This window comes from Enteractinococcus helveticum, assembly GCF_020742345.1.
In the GTDB taxonomy this organism is placed as follows: Bacteria; Actinomycetota; Actinomycetes; order Actinomycetales; family Micrococcaceae; genus Yaniella; species Yaniella helvetica_A.
In genome coordinates, this window is sequence record NZ_DYXC01000117.1 from 1 (window position 1) to 19,482 (window position 19,482).

A 19,482-nucleotide genomic window follows, 5' to 3' on the forward strand; every position below is an offset into this window, starting at 1 on the left:
ATTCAGCTGCTTCATGAACATTGGAGCACAGATGATTCACGTCCAGCATCTAACGAAAAGATATGGCCAAGTTACAGCGATAGATGATCTGACATTGCACCTTCAGGACAACAAAATCGTTGGACTCCTGGGAGAGAACGGCTGCGGTAAAACGACATTGTTGCGTATCCTTGCCGGTTTGAATCAACCGACAACTGGACAGGTAACGATTGCTGGACATGAACCTGGTCAAGACACCAAGAGTATCGTCAACTATTTGCCCGATACTCCGAATCTGCCAGCCCGGGCCGAAGCGGGCTATATGATCCGGTATTTTACTGATTTCTTCGATGATTTTAACCAAGCAACCTGCGAGAACCTGCTCACACAATTTGGGATTTTGCCCACGGCTCGGTAATGCCTTATTTGCGATGGATGGCTGCTAGGCCTGATCTGGAATAATGACCGAGCCTGGCCCAGAGGCCGTATTCCGTACTCGGAGCGCGTGTTTCATTGGACGCATTTTGGCGTGGGTTTCGGCCAGTTCTTCGGCCGGGTCGGAACCCTCCACGATGCCTCCACCGGCATACACGCGCACATGGTGGGCATCTTCGATGAGGCTGCCGCGTAAGGCGATACCAAATTCGCCGTGCCCGTTGGCATCCAGCCATCCCACCGCACCGGCATATAGTCCACGGTCCATTCCGTGGGCTTGGGCTTCTAGCTGCCAGATCGCCTCCAGAGCAAGATCTCTCGGAGTGCCACCAACGGCGGCGGTCGGGTTAATCTCAGCTACTAAATCCAGGATCGAAGTCGAAGCGGTCAGCCGTGCTGAGACGTCCGTGGCCAGGTGATACACGTTCGGCAAGGCCAGGACAAACGGGGTCTTGGACACCTGCATATCGGTGGCAAAGGGCGAGAGCTTTTCGACCAGCGAGTCCACAGCGGCCTGATGCTCAAAGATTTGCTTCGGACTATCGGATAACTGTTCGGCAATAAGCTGATCGTTGGTCGCGACAGTGCGATCCACGGTCCCGGCCAGCACCCTGGCCTTTGCGGCATCATTTTTGCGCGCGATGAGTAGTTCCGGGGTGGAGCCGATCAGATTGGCGACTTTATAGGTCCAAGCCGTTGGATTATGCTCCGCCAAGGAACGCATGGTAGCCGGAATGTGGAAACCGGCGGCACTGTACAGGAGTTCATCCCGGGCTAGCACGACCTTGTCGAGGGCACCGGACGTGAGCATTTCGACGGCGGTTCGCACGCTGTGTTGAAATGCGGCTTCGGTCATTTGGGCATCGACCGGTGTGAAAGGTTCTTCACCAATGGACGCGGCGTCAGCTGGAAGTTCCGCGAGAAAGGCCGCAAAAAGTGCGTCGGGGTTGGGGTTGCCTATGGGCTCGGTAGGATCGTAAATATAGTGCAGCCACGACGAGATTTCGTTCACATCCAACACAAATTTTGGAACTGTGATGATCGAGTCGGTCTCGGACCGAGCATCGAAGGTAAATGCTGCAAAGGCTATCGGGGCACTGGCCTGCAGCCCGTCGGGTAGGACAGGCACCTCGGTGGCGGTCAGCTCTTCCCAGTGGTCGCGGGCTGTGGCGAAGCGTTGCGCGCCGCGGGTACAGAAGCGGTAGCGTTCGCCGAAACCAAACTTGCCTCGGTGATGACGCGAAAACACACTGCTGGCTTGACCAATGATTTGGGTGGGCAGTTGTTCCAGTTGTGCATCAGAAAGTTGAAAGGCTGCGGCGGTAAAAGACATGATAGGCAATAATCTACCGGGTTTTCCGCCCACGCGTGGTTGCCACAGTCCCATGCGGGCCACCAGAATATAAGGTGACCGATTGTGGAAAGTAGGGTGGCCATGCAACAGCAGCTGATATGGCCTCGACGAGTCCGGCTGTGGGCCTGGTTGCGTAAACGCCGTCGTCGTGCCGGAAAACCGCCACCGACGCCGCGCGGACAGCGGCACAGCAAGAGCTCCTAGTGATCAGAAACGAAGTGTTGATGCTGGCACCGGATGCAGTAACTAGACGCGGCCGGGGTGCTCGCACAGCTGAAAATCCACTCCGGTCACGGTAACGTCGACCGATAAAGGTGTGGAGCGGGGTAAGTTTGTTGACCAGATGAATGTAAGTTTTCAAGACGGTGATTCAGGCTGCCCAAACGGGTCGCTAGTGTAGGGTTGTACGGGTGGATATTTCTATTTCGCTGCCTCCGGGGATTGACGCACTCCAAAAGCACGAACAGCTTTTCGATGCACTGCTGACCAGCTTGTCCAAGATCGAAGAAGACTTGGCCGAGGCTCTGGTCTACGCCGATGGGTTGGCACAGGCCACGACTCGTCATTTGCTGGAGGCCGGAGGCAAACGCGTTCGCCCCATTGTGACGGTCCTATCCTCAATGTTGGCTGACGAAAATGTGGCTTCTGGGCTCGTGGATGAACCGCAAAAGCCTATCCGCCAAGCTGCGGTGGCACTAGAACTTACCCATCTGGCCACGTTGTATCACGACGACGTCATGGATGAAGCGGATCAGCGACGCGGTGTGACTGCGGCACATCAGCAGTGGTCGAATTCGATTGCGATTCTGGCCGGTGACCTGATTTTTGCCCGAGCTTCGGCCGAAATGGCAAGTCTGGGAACCCGGGCGGTCAAAGAACACTCAATCACTTTTGAAAAACTGGTCATGGGACAACTGTGGGAAACGGTGGGTCCCGAAGCCGGGGATGACCCACTGAAGCACTATCTGCGGGTTGTCGATGGCAAAACCGCGTCACTGCTCGCCACCAGTGCACTGCTGGGGGCCCTGTTGGCTGGCGGCTCTGAGGAACTCGTTGAGATCGCTGCAACCTATGGCGGTAACGTGGGTATGGCCTTCCAGCTGGCCGACGACATTATTGATTTGACTAGCTCATCTGATACCTCCGGCAAAGTACAGGGTACTGACCTGAAAGAACGGGTCCCAACGCTACCGATTCTGTTGCTGCGTGAAGCCGCAGCCGCCGGCGATGACAGTGCTATCAAAACTCTAGAACTGGTTGATGGGCCGCTGGATACCGATGCTCAATTAATCGCAGCCGTCGAAGCCGTCGTTGCGCACCCGGTGATTGATCGTGCCTGGCTGCTGACACAGCAGTGGGCAGATAAGGCCATTGCCGCGTTGGACGGTTTGCAAGATTCACCGGTCAAAACGGCCCTGGCAGATTTTGCCCGGTACGTCGTCTCACGCGACGCCTAGTATTTTCAGCTGGAACCTAGAACTCCGGTAAGAACGTTGCCGCGGGATTCAGTGTGGCTTTAATATCCTGGGCGATTCGTGCCCGGTGGTCAATATCCATGGGTTGGCGTAGGTGCCGGTAGAGCATATCGCCGTCATAGCGTGGGAAAACATGCAGATGGTAGTGCCACACGTGTTGGTTGCCGGCCGGCTCATTGTGTTGCCGGGTTGAAATACCTTCTGGATTCCATGCACGCTTCATCGCAAAGGCAATCTCACGGGCCATGAGACTGATACGCATCAGGACCCGGTCGGGCAGATCGTAAAGGGCCTCGTAGTGTGTGGTTGGGCTAATCATCACGTGACCTGCATTCGGCCCGAAACCATCTGCGGCACTAAAGACAATGACGTCGTCATCCTGGTAAATCAGATCAGACAGCTCGCACCGGTTATTCGGGTCAGCAACGTCACCGTTGACCAGCCCACAGAACGGGCAAACATATCCGGCGGGCGCATGTGATCGGATCTGCGGGGGAGTGGGCTGGGGGCCGTGTCCGGTGGTGTCAGTCAACGTCGTCCTCCGAGTAGTTCCAAGTCAATATATCGGTGATGAGTTCAGATACTGTCAGCTGCGTGGTTTCCCAGGTGCCAGCATGATCGGGCTCATCGGCGCCGACGGTTCGACGGAAGGTGATGGGATCAGGTAGCGACGTTTGGTCGATCGGGACGCCCCACACCGTCGACTCGTCAGCATCTTCAACGAACATGACCATATCGTCGCGAAGTTCTAGTTCGTCTGGGTCAAAGAAAAAATGGTTGGTTTCCATCATTTCAGAGACACCCAGGGCGAGATAAAATTCTTGGAGGGCCAACGGGGCGATAGCCTGGAATGTGGCATCCAGCCCTCGGGCCTGGAGCTGTTCGGCTGCGATCGAAGATTCGACGAGCTGTTGTAATCGGTCGGCGTCCATACCGTCGTCGACGGTCCATGAACGGTCCAGCAGTTTGGTCACCAAACCCTGGTATGAGGGGTAAAAGACTTTAGTATCTCGTCGAGCCATGCCTTCTAGTGTAGTCGGCGGAGCCGTTACAGCTACTGTTGCTTACCGCTGAATTCATAGCTGACAACCAGGATTAGGGGATACGGTAATTACGTAATTAAGATTTACGGTACATCTGTGTCATCAAGAACAAAGGGAAATACGTGTCCGATACTATGCATCGTCCACTGCGGGTCGCCGTTGTAGGTGCGGGTCCGGCCGGTGTGTACACCGCAGATTCACTGCAAAAAGCCGATATTGATTTTGACGTGTCGATTGACCTATTCGACCGGTATCCGGCACCTTTTGGTTTGATTCGCTATGGTGTCGCACCCGATCATCCGCGCATCAAGGGCATTATTAATGCCCTGCATCGAGTGATGGATCGCGGCGATATTCGCTTTTTGGGCAATATTGAGTACGGTACCGATATCCATCTGGAAGATCTGCAAAAACACTACGACGCCATCGTCTTTGCGACCGGTGCTATTAAAGACGCCCGGTTGAATATTCCAGGTGTTGAAGCCGAAAACTCCTTTGGCGCAGCTGACTTTGTATCCTGGTACGATGGACACCCGGATGTCGACCGGCACTGGGACCTGTCGGCACGTGAGGTCGCCGTCATCGGCAATGGCAACGTGGCCCTAGATGTAGCTCGAGTGCTTGCCAAACCAGCCAGCCAGATGCTGGAAACAGAAATCCCGGACAACGTGTACCAGGGGTTGAAAGCATCCCAGGTAACTGACATTCATATTTTCGGGCGTCGCGGACCCGCTCAGGTGAAGTTCACGCCGCTGGAACTGCGGGAACTGAAATCTGTTGAAGACGTCGACATCATTCTCTACGAAGATGATTTTGAATTCGATGAAGCCTCCGAAAAGGCCGCAGAAGAATCCAATCAGGTGCGCAACATGGTCAATACCTTGACCAACTGGTTGCTCGAACAAGAAGATAGCCCCGAAGGTACCGGCGCACCCCGTCGTTTGCACCTGCACTTCTTAGAAGCCCCCGAAGAAATCTTGACCGAGCACGGCAAGGTCGCTGGCATTCGTATGCAGCGCATGGAATTAGACGGCACCGGGAATGTGCGTGGTACCGGTGAGATGAAGTTCTACCCAGTCCAGGCCGTATACCGTGCGATCGGCTACTTCGGCTCTGCTGTGCCAGATATTCAGTTCGATGAACAACGCGGCATTATCAAAAACGATGAAGGCCGGGTGCTGGGAGCTGACGGCAAGCCAGTCCAAGGACTCTACACATCCGGGTGGATTAAACGCGGTCCTGTGGGCCTGATTGGCCACACCAAGGGTGATGCGCTTGAGACCATTGGGCACATCATTGAAGATGTCGATCATCTGTACACTGCCGAGAATCCTGATGAAGACGCCATCTTGCATCTGCTAGAACAACGCGGCGTGGAATATAGTGATTGGAACGGGTGGAAGGAACTCGACAATCACGAAATCAGCCTCGGGGACTTGGCCACGGAGTCCGGTCCGGTTGAACGTGAGCGAGTTAAAGTCGTCGATCGTGACGAACAGGTCCGCATTTCCCGAGCCAAATCCCGGGAAGCCGCACATAGTTAGAGGAAGATACTATGCAACGCGCAGCACGAAATCGCACAAAAACCTGGTTTCTTTTTGCCCTCATGTTGGGCATCTTGGTCGCCATCGGTGCTGCTATTTCGGGATCCACGGGCAGTAGTGTCTGGATCGTGCTCTTTACCGGAATCGGTTTGATCACGACAGCGGTGACGTACTGGAACTCCGATAAGATTGCGCTGCGCAGCATGCAGGCGTATCCCGCAGACCCCAACCAATTCCGGGGGCTGTATGAGATGGTGCATGACCTGGCCCAAAGGGCCGGTCAGCCAGCTCCACGGATTTATATTTCCCCGGCGCAGCAGCCCAATGCATTTGCAACCGGTCGAAATCCGGAACATGCGGCAATTTGTTTTACCGAGGGGATTATGCATTTGCTGAATCCTCGTGAATTGCGGGCAGTTACCGGACACGAACTAATGCACGTGTACAACCGTGACATCCTCACCTCGTCAGTGGCTGCTGCCTTGGGTACGGTCATTCAAGGGGTGGCCTACATGCTGATGTTTAACCGGAATAACAACAACGTATTACTCAACCTTGGTGCTGCGATCCTGGCACCGTTGGCTGCAGCTCTGGTCCAAGCCGGGATCTCGCGAGATCGCGAAACTTCCGCCGATCACGATGGTGCGTTGCTCACCGGGGATCCAATGTCGTTGGCCTCTGCGCTAGAAAAGATCTCCGGTGGCGTCCAACGACACCCGATGCCGGCTGACGACCATCGCGTCAAGGCAGCCTCGCACATGATGATCGCCAACCCTTTTGCTGGCAAGATCCGCAACTGGTTTTCGACCCACCCACCCGTTGACGAGCGGGTCGATCGTCTGACTCAGCAAGCCCGCGATATGGGACAACACTAGTAACGTCTTGGTCAGCTTAGTTGCCGTGAGACTTCCAATGCTGTTCCAACTCGTCATTGACTGGACGCTTTAACACATCCTGGCGCGCGGTCTTAACCCAGCCCAACGCTTCCTCGTGATCGAGCCGAGCATCGCGAGCATCCTGATCTTTTTCTTGGACGTGCCCGGCATTTTCTACCGGCACTGGGTCACGGTCGAGTTCAGCGAGCTGCTTAGCTAATTGATCTTGGGCCGAAGCAGCTTTCTCCAGGCGCGACGGTGCGGTCATGATATCCACCAGCCCGCCGTCGACCATGAGCCCATTAGGGTGACGGAAGCCATTGCGCAAGGCGGGTTGAAGCACGTCATCGGCGTTGAATGGTAGCTCAACGGCACTCCACGTCAACTGATCAATGGATTCACCGTCTTGTTCCATCACGTGCAGGTCGCCAACGGTTGCCGGTGAGGTGTACACCTCGTGGCCAAAAGTGATCAAATACAGCATCGGAAAAGCGCTCCTTGGTCCTATTTGAAGTTCACAAATTGTAGCGCGGCGTCTTCAAAATCACGCAATAAGCCCATTGTCGCCTGCAGATCGTCTCGGGATTTTGAGGACACACGCAACTGATCGCCCTGAATGTTGGCTTTGACTGACTTCGGACCTTCATCGCGGATCAGCTTGGAGATCTTTTTGGCGGTTGCTTGGTCGAGGCCTTCTTTGATTGCAGCCGTAATTTTGTAGTGCTTACCCGATGCGACCGGTTCACCGGTGTCCAGTGACTTCAGGGAAATCCCGCGCCGGACGAATTTTGATTGCAGCACATCCAGGACGGCGTTCACTCGCTCTTGGGCATTAGCCGTCAGCGTGATCGTGTTGTCAGCGTGATCAATGGACGCGTCAGTGTCTTTGAAATCATAGCGTTGCTGAATTTCTTTGGACGCCTGATTTACTGCGTTTGCGACTTCTTGTTTATCCACCTCGGATACGATGTCAAACGTCGATTCTTTGGCCATGAGCTCTCCTTGCAGATGCCGGATGACTGGTACTGGTCAAAGTGTAGCGCGAATCCATTCGGGCGCCCCAGACGAGGTCGACCGGCGGGGCGAAACTGTCAGATGGGCCCGGGTAAACACACAGCACGGCTCGATTCGCAAAAACAAAAAAGTGCTGGTAAGGTAATCATTCGTGCACGGATGACGTGGACATGGCAGATTACCCAAGCGGCCAACGGGGGCTGACTGTAAATCAGCTGGCATTGCCTTCACTGGTTCGAATCCAGTATCTGCCACCAATTCACAATAGCGCTATGACCTCGGTAGGATCCGAGGTCTTTTGCGTTTACCCACGTTATTCTAGTAAGCGTCCGTGACGCTGCACCAACGTCTGGAGTTCTTGTGCACGGGCGGCAAAACTTTCCGGGGGCAGGTCGTGAGTAAAGCCGGTAATTGAAACGGCGGCAATGACGGTACCGGTTAGCCCCAACAGTGGAACTGCAACGGCCGTCATATCAGCGTCCCATTCATTATTCGACACAGCCCAACCACGTTCTTTGGTCTGTGCAAACTCGTGGGCCAGACAGTCCGGGTCGGTGATTGTATGTTGCGTGAAGGCTTCACGTTCTGTGGCCAACACCTGGTCTTGGACGGCCTTCTCGGCGAAAGCCAACAACACCTTGCCACTGCTGGTGGCATGGCCCGGTGTTCTGCGTCCGACATATTGGCGAGGGGTGAAGAACTTCTCGGACGGCGCGGATTGGGTAATGTTGACCGCAAAAATTTCATCCAGGATAGCAACATTGGCGGTGAGTTTGAAATGCTCTGCGACCATTTCGACGAGCAATTGCGCAGAGCGGGTGAGGTCATTTTGTGAGCGCACGGTACTGGCGAGCTGCAGGATTCCATGCCCCAGCTCATAAGCCATTGAATCGGGTTGTCGAACAACCAACTGGTGCTGTTCCAACACGGCCAACAGGCGCGAAGCCGTTGACTTATGCACGTCAAGCTCTGCGGCGATCTCGGTGACCGTGGCTTGGCCCAGGCCATTGAGGATCCATAGGACCGTTACTGCACGATCAACTGACTGATTCGAACTCACGATAGTGACCTTCTAAAAATTACTCCATTAAAGCCCTTGCGTTGCGACAACAGGCTCACTACAATTGTGTGCCACAAGTCACAGTTGCATCTTACGCATAAGTTGCAATATATGCAATTCGAGGGGTTGGGCCATGGAACAACAGACATACTCACCAGAGGCAAAGATCGTCATTATCGGAGCCGGCGTCGTCGGCGCGGCACTTGCCGACGAACTGACGCAACGTGGCGCACGCAATGTCACGGTCGTGGATCAGGGACCGCTCTATCAGACCGGTGGCTCATCGTCTCACGCGCCGGGTTTTGTATTTCAGATCAATCCGTCAAAAGCCATGTGTGAGCTAGCGCAGCGCACGTTAAATAAATTGGATGAGCTCAACCCCGGTGGCGACGACGACTGGGTGTTGAAACGTGTTGGCGGCATCGAGCTGGCGTACACGGATGATCAACTGCGCGAACTCAAACGTCGTCACGGATTCGCCCAGGCATGGGGCGTTGAATCTGAACTTATCGATGCTCAAGGCGTATGCAAGCTCTGGTCGGGGATCAATACCGACGAGCTGGTGGGTGCACTGTACACCCCCACCGATGCGGTCGTGCATTCGGTGCGCGCCGTGGAAGCCCAAGCAACCCGTGCCATCGAACACGGCGCAACCTTCCACGGTCACACACAGGTTATTGATCTGGTGGTGGAAGACGGTACCGTCGTCGGGGTGAAAGTCGTCGATGCGCTGACCGAGGAGCATGAGCGTGTCATCGAAGCCGACTATGTTATCGCTGCCGGCGGCATTTGGGGGCCAACTATCGGTAAATGGCTGGGCAAAAACTTGCCCATGCAACCGATCGAACATGGCATGGGCTTTAGCCATGAACTCGATGAATTCCAAGACGCCGTCAACGATGAAGCCTGCAATTATCCCATCGTTCGTCACCAAGGGGCTGGGCTGTATTTCCGGCAGCAAGGCAAAACGCTGGCGGTGGGAGCTTATGAGCACCGTCCGCTGGAAGTGCGCCAAGACGAAATTGCCTCACCAAACGCCGCGCATACTTCGGGACGCCAACCTGCCATCCACGATTTCACCTATCAGGATTACGCCCCAACCTGGGAAGAGATTCAGCGGGTTTATCCTTCGGTGGGCAACGCTGGCCTGGATGAGGAGCGCTCTTTCAACGGGCTGTTCTCCTTCACCCCCGACGGCGGACCGCTGCTTGGCCCATCCAACACTATTCGTGGCGTGTGGTTAGCCCAAGCAGTCTGGGTCACCGCCTCGGCCGGTGTTGCACAAGTCGTAGCCGACTGGATGACCACCGGCAACCCGGGCATCGATACCTCAGAGCTCGATGTGGCCCGCTTCGACACCCAGCTGCTCTCCCCAGAATTTGTGCGCCAAAAGGGACTGGAATCCTACGACGAGGTCTACGATATTCGGCACCCGCGTGCCGCCTCTGCCAAATTGCGTCGATTGCGCACCTCACCATTTTATTTCCATCAAAAACTCGCTGGGGCACACTTCGTTGAAGCCAACGGTTGGGAACGCCCCCTGTGGTTGGATGAAAATCGGCGGCTCCTAGAAGAAGCCGATCTGGCTTTTCCGAAAATCCCGATGTGGGACACCTCGGAGTTCTCCCCGATCGCGGTTGCTGAAGCCTGGGCCACCCGGAACCGGGTCGCGATGTACGACATGACATCGTTGACGCGCTACCGTGTGGAAGGTCCGGATGCCACCGTCCTACTGGAGCGCCTCACCACCAATACAGTCTCAAAAGCACCCGGCTCGGTCACCTATTCACTCATGCTGGATGCCACCGGCGGGATTCTGTCAGACATCACCGTTACCCGAGTGACGGAACACGAATACCTGATCGGCGCCAATAATCATCGCGATCTGATACACCTGAAAAATAATATTCAACCCGAGGAACATGTCACCATCACTGATATCTCCCCGGGCACCTGCTGCATTGGTCTATGGGGGCCCCACGCGCGCGATGTGCTGAGCAAACTGACCGAAGACGACATCAGCCACGAAGGCTTCGGCTACTTCAAAGCCAAACAAATCTACGTTGCCGGCGTTCCAGTCTTGGCGTTGCGAGTCTCTTATGTTGGCGAATTAGGCTGGGAGCTCTACACCACCGCCGATCACGGTGCCCGACTATGGGAAGAAATCCACGCCGCGGGACGAGAACACGGACTGATCATTGGTGGACGGCTCGCATTCAATGCATTACGCCTGGAAAAGGGCTACCGCTCCTATGGAGCAGATATCACCCGCGAACACCGCCCCGACCAAGCTGGACTCGGATTTGCGGTATCCAAGGTCAAAACTGATTACCTAGGCCATGATGCCCTGGCCACACCGCCACAAACCCAGCGCCGCATGGTGTCGTTGACCTCCGCTTTCCCGTTCGGCTCGCCGAATCCCGGTTCACCGGTACGCAACCAAGCTGGCGAGACAATTGGCTACACCGCTTCCTCGGACTTTGGATATACGGTCGGCAAAACCATTACCTACGCTTGGTTAGAACCCGAATACACCGAAGCTGGAACCCAGGTCGTCATCCAACACTTCGATCGATCAGTGCCCGCTGAAGTTGCCATGGATCCGCTCTATGACCCTGAGGGAACCAAAATCCGCCGCTAACGGCACAGCACTGCACGCACAGGCCACCGGTGGGCACTGCACACAAGACCCCACCGGTGACCTGTTTACAGCGGCTTAGCCAAAGACCGGGTCAGCTGCTTTTGGAGCCCCGATCCCCGGATCAATTTGATGCGGACCATCAGCCGAAGGTCGGATATCGAAATCGAAAATTGCCGTCGGAATATACACGGTCGAACACGAGTTCGGAATATCGACGACGGACGACAGCCGACCCTCAACCGGGGCGGCGCCCAGCAGCAAGTACGCCTGCTCGGGCGAGTAGCCGAACGTGGCTAGATAGTCGATGGCGTGCAAGATAGCCCGCTGATACGACAGGTGTGAGTCAAGATAGCGTTGTTCGCCGTCCAACGTGACCGAAGTGCCAGAAAATGCGATCCATTCACTGAACTGCGGATCCTGGCGGCCCGGCATAAAGATCGCGTTCTCGGACACCCCATAGAGCTCCATACCGTTTTTGATCACATCGACGTGCAGCTCCATATAGCCACCCATCTCGATCCCACCACAGAACGTGATTTCACCGTCACCCTGGGAGAAATGCAAATCGCCGACCGAAAAGTTCGCACCTTCGACAAACACCGGATAAAAAGCTCTGGTACCTTTGGTCAGGTTCTTAATGTCCTGGTTCCCACCGTTTTCCCTTGGGGGAGCGGTGCGTGCTGCTTCAGCACCGATGCGCTCGCGGTCGGCTTGGGGAACACTACCTAGCACGGACTCTTCAGGCTCTGGGGGCAACGCTAACGGTGGAACGCGGTCTGGATCGGTAGCGATCAACGCGGCTTCGCGAGCATTCCATGTGGCTAATAATTCAGCACTGGGCGCGGTGGCCATAATGCCGGGGTGAATCAGGCCTTCAAATTTCACACCGGGGATATGGCGCGACGTCGCCCACGGGCCATGAAAATCCCAGACAGCCTTATATGCGTCGGGGAACTGCTCGACGAGAAAACTCCCACCATTGGATTTTGCGAAGATCCCGGTATAACCCCAGCCCTGTCCGGCCAGCGGTCCCTGTTCCTGAGGGATTGGTCCGACGTCGAGAATATCGACAATCAGTAAGTCGCCGGGCTGAGCTCCTTCGATCCGAAATGGCCCGGACAACCCGTGTACCTTTTTCATCGGTGCATTGAGTATATCCTCAGCAGAATCATCATTTTTTATGGCACCGTCGAACCATTCTCGGGAATCTACGCGGAAGCTGTCTCCAGGTTTGACGGTGGCCACCGGTGGGATTTCTGGGTGGTATCGGTTGTGGCCGATCTTTTCTTGGTCAGTGAACGGTTTGGACGAATCAAGCGGAAAAAGATTGCCAAGCATAGCCAGTTGCTCCTCCGTTACGTAAACACGCCCCTAAGGTCGGGGCAATTTGTGATGCAGTGGATTGCGAGTCATAGGGGTTGAGGGGCGCTTGCCAGTGCGAGTGCCCGAAATAGCGTTGACGACCTGCGGTGTTTCGGCGGTCGCTTGAGTTGCGTCGAGAACGCGCATTTGTGAAGAGTTAATCTTGGACGGACCGATCGCCGGCATCTGGCTTACGGCGTTTTGGCCACAGCCCGGGCAGGCGACGGTGTCGGGTTTGTCGTGCATGGAAAAGAAGATTTCGAAAACATCACCGTCGGGACACCGGTAATCATAGAGCGGCATATAACGTGTTCCTCTCGCTGACGCTGCTCGTCGATAAAGCTGAGCCAAACATGTTCAGCACGAAAGTACAATGGTCCTGACTTGGAGCGCAGCACATGCCATGCCGTTAAAGAACGGTCTAATACCGGTTGGACGAAATTGCGTTGGGCCTGATTGGAACTAAACCGGTCAGTTTTGATTGAACAACTAACCTGCTGCGATGGTCAGTTGGTTGACAGCAGCCTCGCGACGGGTCGTAAGGTGAAGATATGAGCCGTCCTAAAATTGTCACCAAACGAATCTATAATGACGCCGATGCTTCCGACGGAAAACGAGTTCTCGTGGATCGAATCTGGCCGCGTGGTGTCAGCAAAGAAGGTGCTCAGTTAGATGCGTGGCTCAAAGACATTGCGCCAAGTACTGATCTGCGCACGTGGTGGGATCATGACCCCGATCGGCTCGAAGAATTCGCTGATCGATACGAGCAGGAACTTTCCGATGACGATCACGCTGACGCGGTAGACGAGCTCATCGATCTGATACACGATAACGACCGTGTGACGTTGCTGTATGCAGCCAAAGATGAACAGATCAATCACGCCAACATCTTGCAAGACTATTTGCGGCGGCATAGCTGATGGGAGATCCAGTCTGCTGGCTCGACCAGCTGTGTCCTGACTGCGCAGCTATGCTCGATGAATTATTTTCTGAAGTCTCTGTGACGTGCTGGCGCTGCGGTGCAACGATTCGATTAGGTGACCACGGGCCTGAAATCGTGGAGCCATAAAATCCTCACCCCGATATCCTGCCGGCCGTGTGTGCGGTGTTAACACGATGGAAAGCAACGTGCTGAGTCTACGCTGGCAGGCTGCTTTGCACGCCTAATAATCGAGCCGGAAGTCACCATCGGAAAACCTCTTGACAGTGTCCTGTAACACACATAATCTAGGTGCAACAGCGTTGCGCTGATTGCAACTTACGCTACGGATCGGTTTTCGATTTTGAGTATTCCAAGGTTGCACCACCGCATCCCCACCATGTTTCAGCATCAGTGTATGGCTGAGAATATTTCAAGGAGAACCACATGGCTAATGTCACTAATGTCATCGAGTTGGAACGTTTGAAGACACTCCACAACGGTGAAAAGCAGCCGTTGACTTTCTCGGACGCTGAGTTTGAGCGTCGTTTAGCCGGTCTGCGCTCGATTATGAGCCAAAAAGAACTCGACGCGGTGATCTTGACGAGCTATCAGAGCATCAAGTATTACTCGGACTTCCTCTTCACATACTTCGGTCGCTCTTACGCGCTGGTCGTGACGCAACAGGAATCCATATCGGTGACTGCCAATATTGACGCTGGTATGCCATGGCGCACCAGCTACGGTGACAACATTGTGTACACCGACTGGCGCCGTGACAATTTCTACTACGGTCTGCAAGAAGCACTAAAACGCCAGGGCATTAGCGCCAAACGTATTGGTGTGGAAGATGACACGGTAACCACCATGCAGCGCAAAGCACTCCAGGACACGTTCCCCGCCGCACAGTTGACAGACGTCTCTCAGGCAGCAATGCGTCAGCGTATGATCAAATCTGCCGAAGAAATTGAGGTCATCAAACACGGTGCCCGCATTGGCGATATCGGTGGTGAAGCCATCAAGGCTGCGATTCGCGAAGGTATCACCGAATACGAGGTCGCGCTGATTGGTGTCGAGGCGATGACCCATGAAATCGCCAAGACCTTCCCAGACCAAGAGGTACGTGACACCTGGGTGTGGTTCCAATCCGGAATTAACACCGATGGTGCGCACAACTGGGCAACCACTCGCAAACTCCAACGCGGTGACTTACTGTCATTGAACTGTTTTCCGATGACCTCGGGCTACTACACTGCACTCGAGCGTACTCTGACACTGGGCCAACCAGACGATCGCACGCTGGAACTATGGAAAGCCAACGTGGAAGTCCATCAGGCCGGCTTGGAATTGATCAAACCGGGGGCCGTGTGCAAGGACATCGCACACGAACTCAACGAAATCTTCATTGGCCACGGTCTGCTGCCAAACAGAACCTTCGGCTACGGCCACTCCTTTGGGGTGCTGTCGCACTACTATGGCCGCGAAGCCGGACTAGAACTGCGCGAAGACATCGATACCGTCCTGGAACCGGGCATGGTGGTCTCCATGGAACCAATGATCACCGTCATGGAGGACGAACCTGGTGCCGGGGGCTACCGGGAGCATGACATTCTGGTCGTTGGAGAAGAAGGCGCTGAGAACATCACCAAGTTCCCATTTGGTCCAGAACACAACATCATCGATGCCTAATAACCACTTGATCAGGAGCTGACATCGTCTGACTGGCAATTCGAGAACGAAGGCCTCGGACAGTTGAGCTGTTCGAGGCCTTACCGTTGTGTGCGAGCTCTGTGGCGTTTAGAGCTCGGTATAGTCAGTCCGCAATGCGGTAGCCAGCGCTTTGAGATCCCTGGAGTCTGGGTGGGTAAGTTCGCGATGACTTTGAGCAACTTCGGTGATATCTATAACGAACCAGGTGGAATCATGCACCATGGGCAGCGGGCCACCTTGGGCCGTCGATAAACGATCTTGGATCTCATCGATAACGTCCTCGTTCTGTGAATGCACCATCACGACGCTTTCGGCACACCGTCGTCCCGTGACAAGACCGTGCTCATCGCCGGCGTCGAAAGCATAAGTTCCACTGCTGCCCTCCGGGCATCCCAGATGACGATCAACGGCTTGAAATAATTCATCCACATTGTTAAAACTGACTGGCTCAACTTCGCCAACCTCATCGGGCATCCCACACCCGCTCAGTACGAGCCCGGCCACGACCCCAACCATTGTTAGTCTGATCAATTCTCGCAACGAACGGTCCTTTCTCAGGGCGCCAGGTCATCGGAAGGCGCAGTGCAAGCGTAAATCAGGGGGATTGCAAACGCTGAGTCGTGCAGCGTTGGTATGTGGTTGAACCATACTTATGACACTAATAACTTCGGTGATGGACGTCACGAGCTGGTTATCGCGATGTGACGAAGTTAATGTTCGCCTGACACATTCCACTCGGGGGCTGCGGACAGGAGTTCCTGAGTATACGGGTGTTGTGGGTTGTTGATAATTTGGTTGGCCGTACCCATTTCCACCAGCTGGCCTTTGGTCATCACCGCAATATTGTCAGACATATGTTCTACAACGGCGAGATCGTGGGTGATGAATAAGTAACTTGTGCCCGTTTGGATTTGCAGACGGTCGAGAAGATCCAGCACAGTGGCCTGGACTGAAACGTCCAAGGCGGAAACCGGTTCGTCCAGAATCAGCACGTTGGGTTTTGGCGCTAGCGCACGTGCGATGGCAAGTCGTTGGCGTTGTCCACCCGATAATTCTCGTGGGTTCCGGCCGAGCACAGAACTGTCTAACTCGACCATCTCCAGCAGGTCTATGGCGCGCTGGCGATACTTGTGTGACCGCGACGTCGTCCCCTTAGACAAGGCGTTGGTCAGAACTTGTGCAACAGAATAGCGCGGATCAAACGAAGCTAGCGGATCTTGGTAGATGGCCCCGAGACGCTCGCGTAGCGCGCGACGTTCGCTTTCTTTGGCCGGCGCAAAATGCTCACCGAAAATTTCTACTGTCCCGGTGTCGGGAGCGGTTAACCCCAGGATCATCCGGGCCGTGGTGGTTTTGCCCGACCCAGATTCTCCGACCAAGCCCAGCGTGGTGCCCCTGGGGATTGACAGGGTCACATCATTGACGGCCAGGTGATCGCCAAAGGTTTTGGACAACCCGGTGGCTTGGACCGCTAGTTCGTCAGAGCGCTCGCGGGATTCTGCTGGCGCAGGCCTGGCTAGGTGGGGAGTCTCGGGCTGTTGGAGATCACGGGTGAGTGGAACAAACCGCTCAACGCCTGCGGGGATCGCAGCCAGCAATTGCTTGGTGTATTCATGGTTGGGGTGATTCAGGAGCTGATCGGTCGGTCCCGATTCAACAATCTCACCGTTACGCATCACCATGATTTCGTCAGCCACTTGCGCAATTTGGGCCAGGTCGTGGGAAATGATCGCCAGCGCGATCCCTTGGTTGGTGAGCTCATTGAGCTGATCCAACACCAACCGTGTTAACCGGGTATCCAGTGCGGTGGTTGCTTCATCGGCGACCACCACACAGGGGTTACCGATCATGGCTTGGGCTATGAGTGCTCGTTGCCGCATCCCACCGGACAGTTGCGGACTGCGTTGATTAGCTCGCACACTGGGGTTCGGCATCTGGACGCGGTACAGCGCCTGGATCGCCGCTTGCTTTCGAGCTCGACGGCCTAGCGGTAATGTATCGGCGATTTCTCGATGGATTGGCCGCAGTGGATCCAAACTGTTCAGGGCATCCTGCATGATCATTGCCACCTGCGTACCGCGAATCTCACGCCATTGTTTCTCCGTCAGATGGCGAGCATCCGTGCCCAAAATATTGATCACATCGGCGGTCACCTGACCGCCGGTCAAACCCAACAGGGCGCGCGCGGTTACTGATTTCCCAGAACCAGACTCACCAACAATCCCCAAGGCACGACCGGGTGTGAGCGTAAAAGACACGTTCTGCACGGCTTGAATACCGGAGTTATCCGGTCCGGGAAATGTCACCGAAAGGTTTTTGATTTCAACAGCTGGTTGGCTCATGCGCTCCTTCTAGTAACCGAACGCCCCAACAGGGTCGCCCCCGCCGCGACGGCGACAATCGCCAGGCCTGGGAACACCGTCATCCACCAGGCAAAATGCAAATACGTGCGCCCGGAGGCCAGCATGGCGCCCCATTCGGGTGCCGGAGGTGGGGTCCCTAAGCCCAAAAATGACAGCGCAGAGGCCCAAATCACGGCCTGCCCGATGCCAAGCGTCATCAAGGCCAAAAGGGTCGTCAGCGTATTGGGTATCAGATGGTTGCGTACTTTCAACCAGGTGGAGTGCCCAAGCACCGTGGCAGCGTCGAACATTTCCGAGTTCACTAACGTGCGCAGATGCGTACGGATCAACCGTGCATAGCCCGGCGCGGTAGACAACCCCACGGCAATAATTGCCGGCGTGGTCCCAGGCCCGGTAAACGCGATAATAATCAACGCCATCAACAAGGTGGGAATCGCATAGAGTACTTCAAGTCCGCGCAAAATCACCGAGTCAAGCCATCGCGGAGCAAAGGCGGTGATAACACCCAGGACGACGGCGATGCCCATGCCCAATCCGGTGGCGGCGAGACCAATGGTCAAAGAGTCAGCGGTACCGTGCACCACTCGAGTGTAGATGTCGCGCCCGGATTCATCGGTGCCAAACGGGTGTTGCAATGACGGAGACGCAAAAGCATCCGCCGGATGCACCGCAAGTGGACTGCCGGGTGCCAACAGCCAGGGAAAAAGTGCCGCGACGGCGATGATACCCACAAACAGGGCGGCACTGATCTTTCCGGTGCGAGTCACTGGTCACCACCTCGAGCCGCAGCCGGATTGATGAACGCTTCGAGGGCTTCGACCACGAGCATCACCACCATATAAATCAGCGCCGAAAACAGTGCAATACCGGTCACCATGGGCATGTCGCGGGACAACACCGCCCCGAGCAGGGACCGCCCGATTCCAGGGCGAGCAAAGACTTCTTCGACGACGACGGCGCCCGAGATTGAGGCAGCGACCGCCCAACCGGTCAGATTGAGCGCAGGTAAGGCCGCGTGACGGAAACCGTGACGGAAAAAGACTTGGCCTTCGGAGGCCCCGCGGGCACGTGCAGCGAGTGCAAACGGCGAATTCATCGCCGTCAATAAACTGTCTCGCATCAACTGTGCAAGAAATCCAGCAAGCGGAATGGCCAGGGTGACGGCGGGCAGAATGATGCCCTGGATCGTGCCGGTATCAACGGCGGGCAGCCAGCCGAGCCAAGTGGAAAAGATAATGATCAGCATTGCCCCCAGCCAGAAGTGGGGGACCGCGGCCGCAATCACTTCGATAATCGTGCCCATGGCCTGGCCAATTTTCGAGCTGCGAGCAGCAATAGCCGCCATGACAAAGGCAATCGACCATGCGATGACTAACGCAATTAGGGTCAGCTGTAAGGTTGCCGGCAGCATTTCGGCCATAACCTGAGCCACCGGCCGACGTTGGGCATAGGAGGTGCCTAAATCTCCGGTGGCTAACTGGCCAAGATACAGGCCGTATTGCACCACAAGGGGCTCATTGAGGTGGTACTGCTCGCGTGCAGCCTCAAGGGCTTCGGCCGAAGCCTGAGAACCGGGTCCTCCCATGATGGCTTCAGCCGGATCCCCCGGGATGAACCGGATGGCAATAAAGATGGCGGTGGCCACGAGCCACAGCAAAACAACTGCGGCTCCTACCCGGCGGGCCAACCACATGATGATGTGCATGAA

At 55.5% G+C, this 19,482-nt stretch carries 19 protein-coding genes and 1 tRNA gene; 8 read left to right on the forward strand and 12 right to left on the reverse strand.

Translation table 11 applies throughout. The features are described from left to right. Positions 1 to 397 (forward strand): ATP-binding cassette domain-containing protein (locus K8V32_RS10310; protein WP_303906838.1); only part of this gene is annotated, 397 nt, incomplete at its 5' end. 24 nt (positions 398 to 421) lie between these two features. On the opposite strand, the gene K8V32_RS10315 is transcribed toward K8V32_RS10310, so the two are convergent. After that, on the reverse strand, positions 422 to 1,747 hold the full coding sequence (locus K8V32_RS10315; protein WP_303906841.1) for an isochorismate synthase: 1,326 nt from the start codon (positions 1,745 to 1,747) through the stop codon (positions 422 to 424). Positions 1,748 to 2,178: 431 nt separating this feature from the next. Here K8V32_RS10315 and K8V32_RS10320 point away from each other — a divergent pair, with 431 nt between their 5' ends. After that, positions 2,179 to 3,225, forward strand: a complete 1,047-nt coding sequence (locus tag K8V32_RS10320; protein ID WP_303906844.1) for a polyprenyl synthetase family protein — start codon at positions 2,179 to 2,181, stop codon at positions 3,223 to 3,225. A gap of 16 nt (positions 3,226 to 3,241) precedes the next feature. Here K8V32_RS10320 and K8V32_RS10325 read toward each other — a convergent pair whose 3' ends face one another. Together K8V32_RS10325 and K8V32_RS10330 are read right to left on the reverse strand one after the other, a co-directional pair. Then, complete coding sequence (locus K8V32_RS10325; RefSeq protein ID WP_303906847.1) at positions 3,242 to 3,775, reverse strand: HIT family protein; 534 nt, start codon at positions 3,773 to 3,775, stop codon at positions 3,242 to 3,244. Then, a complete protein-coding gene (locus tag K8V32_RS10330) occupies positions 3,768 to 4,265 on the reverse strand; it encodes a hypothetical protein (protein WP_303906850.1) in 498 nt (165 codons plus the stop codon). Before K8V32_RS10330 ends, K8V32_RS10325 begins: the two co-directional genes overlap by 8 nt. A 155-nt stretch (positions 4,266 to 4,420) precedes the next feature. Between K8V32_RS10330 and K8V32_RS10335 the strand changes: the two genes are divergently transcribed. Both K8V32_RS10335 and K8V32_RS10340 read left to right on the forward strand, forming a co-directional pair. Continuing rightward, entirely contained in the window at positions 4,421 to 5,830 is a 1,410-nt protein-coding gene (locus K8V32_RS10335) for an FAD-dependent oxidoreductase (protein ID WP_303906904.1), read from the forward strand. An 11-nt stretch (positions 5,831 to 5,841) separates the two neighbouring features. Continuing rightward, the gene (locus tag K8V32_RS10340; RefSeq protein ID WP_303906853.1) at positions 5,842 to 6,705 is read left to right on the forward strand and encodes a M48 family metalloprotease; all 864 of its coding nucleotides are present in this window, start codon (positions 5,842 to 5,844) and stop codon (positions 6,703 to 6,705) included. 16 nt (positions 6,706 to 6,721) lie between these two features. On the opposite strand, the gene K8V32_RS10345 is transcribed toward K8V32_RS10340, so the two are convergent. Together K8V32_RS10345 and K8V32_RS10350 are read right to left on the reverse strand one after the other, a co-directional pair. Continuing rightward, a complete protein-coding gene (locus K8V32_RS10345; protein ID WP_303906856.1) occupies positions 6,722 to 7,189 on the reverse strand; it encodes a hypothetical protein in 468 nt (155 codons plus the stop codon). A gap of 20 nt (positions 7,190 to 7,209) precedes the next feature. After that, a complete protein-coding gene (locus K8V32_RS10350; protein ID WP_303906859.1) occupies positions 7,210 to 7,698 on the reverse strand; it encodes a YajQ family cyclic di-GMP-binding protein in 489 nt (162 codons plus the stop codon). Positions 7,699 to 7,891: 193 nt separating this feature from the next. Here K8V32_RS10350 and K8V32_RS10355 point away from each other — a divergent pair. Then, a tRNA-Tyr gene (locus K8V32_RS10355) sits at positions 7,892 to 7,976 on the forward strand. Between the two features lie 56 nt (positions 7,977 to 8,032). On the opposite strand, the gene K8V32_RS10360 is transcribed toward K8V32_RS10355, so the two are convergent. Next, positions 8,033 to 8,779: an IclR family transcriptional regulator gene (locus tag K8V32_RS10360; protein WP_303906862.1), complete on the reverse strand. Its 747-nt coding sequence runs from the start codon at positions 8,777 to 8,779 to the stop codon at positions 8,033 to 8,035. 133 nt (positions 8,780 to 8,912) lie between these two features. On the opposite strand from K8V32_RS10360, the gene K8V32_RS10365 reads away from it, so the two are divergent. Beyond that, positions 8,913 to 11,420 (forward strand): GcvT family protein, encoded by a 2,508-nt coding sequence (locus K8V32_RS10365; protein ID WP_303906865.1) that lies wholly within the window; start codon positions 8,913 to 8,915, stop codon positions 11,418 to 11,420. Between the two features lie 75 nt (positions 11,421 to 11,495). Here the strand turns inward: K8V32_RS10365 and fmdA are convergent, their stop codons facing one another. Together fmdA and K8V32_RS10375 are read right to left on the reverse strand one after the other, a co-directional pair. Next, a complete protein-coding gene (gene fmdA / locus K8V32_RS10370) occupies positions 11,496 to 12,758 on the reverse strand; it encodes a formamidase (protein ID WP_303906868.1) in 1,263 nt (420 codons plus the stop codon). Between the two features lie 33 nt (positions 12,759 to 12,791). Beyond that, positions 12,792 to 13,085 (reverse strand): FmdB family zinc ribbon protein, encoded by a 294-nt coding sequence (locus K8V32_RS10375; protein ID WP_303906872.1) that lies wholly within the window; start codon positions 13,083 to 13,085, stop codon positions 12,792 to 12,794. 248 nt (positions 13,086 to 13,333) lie between these two features. Between K8V32_RS10375 and K8V32_RS10380 the strand changes: the two genes are divergently transcribed. After that, the gene (locus K8V32_RS10380; protein WP_303906874.1) at positions 13,334 to 13,702 is read left to right on the forward strand and encodes a DUF488 domain-containing protein; all 369 of its coding nucleotides are present in this window, start codon (positions 13,334 to 13,336) and stop codon (positions 13,700 to 13,702) included. Positions 13,703 to 14,148: 446 nt separating this feature from the next. Beyond that, positions 14,149 to 15,390, forward strand: coding sequence for an aminopeptidase P family protein (locus K8V32_RS10385; protein WP_303906876.1), 1,242 nt, complete (start codon positions 14,149 to 14,151; stop codon positions 15,388 to 15,390). A 108-nt stretch (positions 15,391 to 15,498) separates the two neighbouring features. Here the strand turns inward: K8V32_RS10385 and K8V32_RS10390 are convergent, their stop codons facing one another. The 4 genes from K8V32_RS10390 to K8V32_RS10405 form a co-directional block, all read right to left on the reverse strand. Beyond that, positions 15,499 to 15,951 carry a hypothetical protein gene (locus K8V32_RS10390; RefSeq protein WP_303906878.1) on the reverse strand — a complete coding sequence of 151 codons (453 nt, stop codon included), beginning with the start codon at positions 15,949 to 15,951 and terminating at the stop codon, positions 15,499 to 15,501. A gap of 170 nt (positions 15,952 to 16,121) precedes the next feature. Beyond that, positions 16,122 to 17,753: an ATP-binding cassette domain-containing protein gene (locus tag K8V32_RS10395; RefSeq protein ID WP_303906880.1), complete on the reverse strand. Its 1,632-nt coding sequence runs from the start codon at positions 17,751 to 17,753 to the stop codon at positions 16,122 to 16,124. Then, positions 17,750 to 18,541 (reverse strand): ABC transporter permease, encoded by a 792-nt coding sequence (locus K8V32_RS10400; protein ID WP_303906883.1) that lies wholly within the window; start codon positions 18,539 to 18,541, stop codon positions 17,750 to 17,752. Before K8V32_RS10400 ends, K8V32_RS10395 begins: the two co-directional genes overlap by 4 nt. Next, positions 18,538 to 19,479, reverse strand: coding sequence for an ABC transporter permease (locus K8V32_RS10405; RefSeq protein ID WP_303906886.1), 942 nt, complete (start codon positions 19,477 to 19,479; stop codon positions 18,538 to 18,540). The genes K8V32_RS10400 and K8V32_RS10405 overlap by 4 nt, the downstream gene beginning before the upstream one ends. Between the last annotated feature and the right edge of the window lie 3 nt (positions 19,480 to 19,482).

Excerpts from the sequence above, each read along its gene's own strand:
- K8V32_RS10395 (WP_303906880.1), bottom strand. The coding sequence starts at position 17,753 with ATGAGCCAACCAGCTGTTGAAATCAAAAACCTTTCGGTGACATTTCCC.
- K8V32_RS10345 (WP_303906856.1), bottom strand. The coding sequence starts at position 7,189 with ATGCTGTATTTGATCACTTTTGGCCACGAGGTGTACACCTCACCGGCA.
- K8V32_RS10315 (WP_303906841.1), bottom strand. The coding sequence starts at position 1,747 with ATGTCTTTTACCGCCGCAGCCTTTCAACTTTCTGATGCACAACTGGAA.
- K8V32_RS10385 (WP_303906876.1), top strand. The coding sequence starts at position 14,149 with ATGGCTAATGTCACTAATGTCATCGAGTTGGAACGTTTGAAGACACTC.
- fmdA (WP_303906868.1), bottom strand. The coding sequence starts at position 12,758 with ATGCTTGGCAATCTTTTTCCGCTTGATTCGTCCAAACCGTTCACTGAC.
- K8V32_RS10350 (WP_303906859.1), bottom strand. The coding sequence starts at position 7,698 with ATGGCCAAAGAATCGACGTTTGACATCGTATCCGAGGTGGATAAACAA.
- K8V32_RS10340 (WP_303906853.1), top strand. The coding sequence starts at position 5,842 with ATGCAACGCGCAGCACGAAATCGCACAAAAACCTGGTTTCTTTTTGCC.
- K8V32_RS10405 (WP_303906886.1), bottom strand. The coding sequence starts at position 19,479 with ATGCACATCATCATGTGGTTGGCCCGCCGGGTAGGAGCCGCAGTTGTT.
- K8V32_RS10330 (WP_303906850.1), bottom strand. The coding sequence starts at position 4,265 with ATGGCTCGACGAGATACTAAAGTCTTTTACCCCTCATACCAGGGTTTG.
- K8V32_RS10375 (WP_303906872.1), bottom strand. The coding sequence starts at position 13,085 with ATGCCGCTCTATGATTACCGGTGTCCCGACGGTGATGTTTTCGAAATC.
- K8V32_RS10380 (WP_303906874.1), top strand. The coding sequence starts at position 13,334 with ATGAGCCGTCCTAAAATTGTCACCAAACGAATCTATAATGACGCCGAT.
- K8V32_RS10335 (WP_303906904.1), top strand. The coding sequence starts at position 4,421 with ATGCATCGTCCACTGCGGGTCGCCGTTGTAGGTGCGGGTCCGGCCGGT.
- K8V32_RS10365 (WP_303906865.1), top strand. The coding sequence starts at position 8,913 with ATGGAACAACAGACATACTCACCAGAGGCAAAGATCGTCATTATCGGA.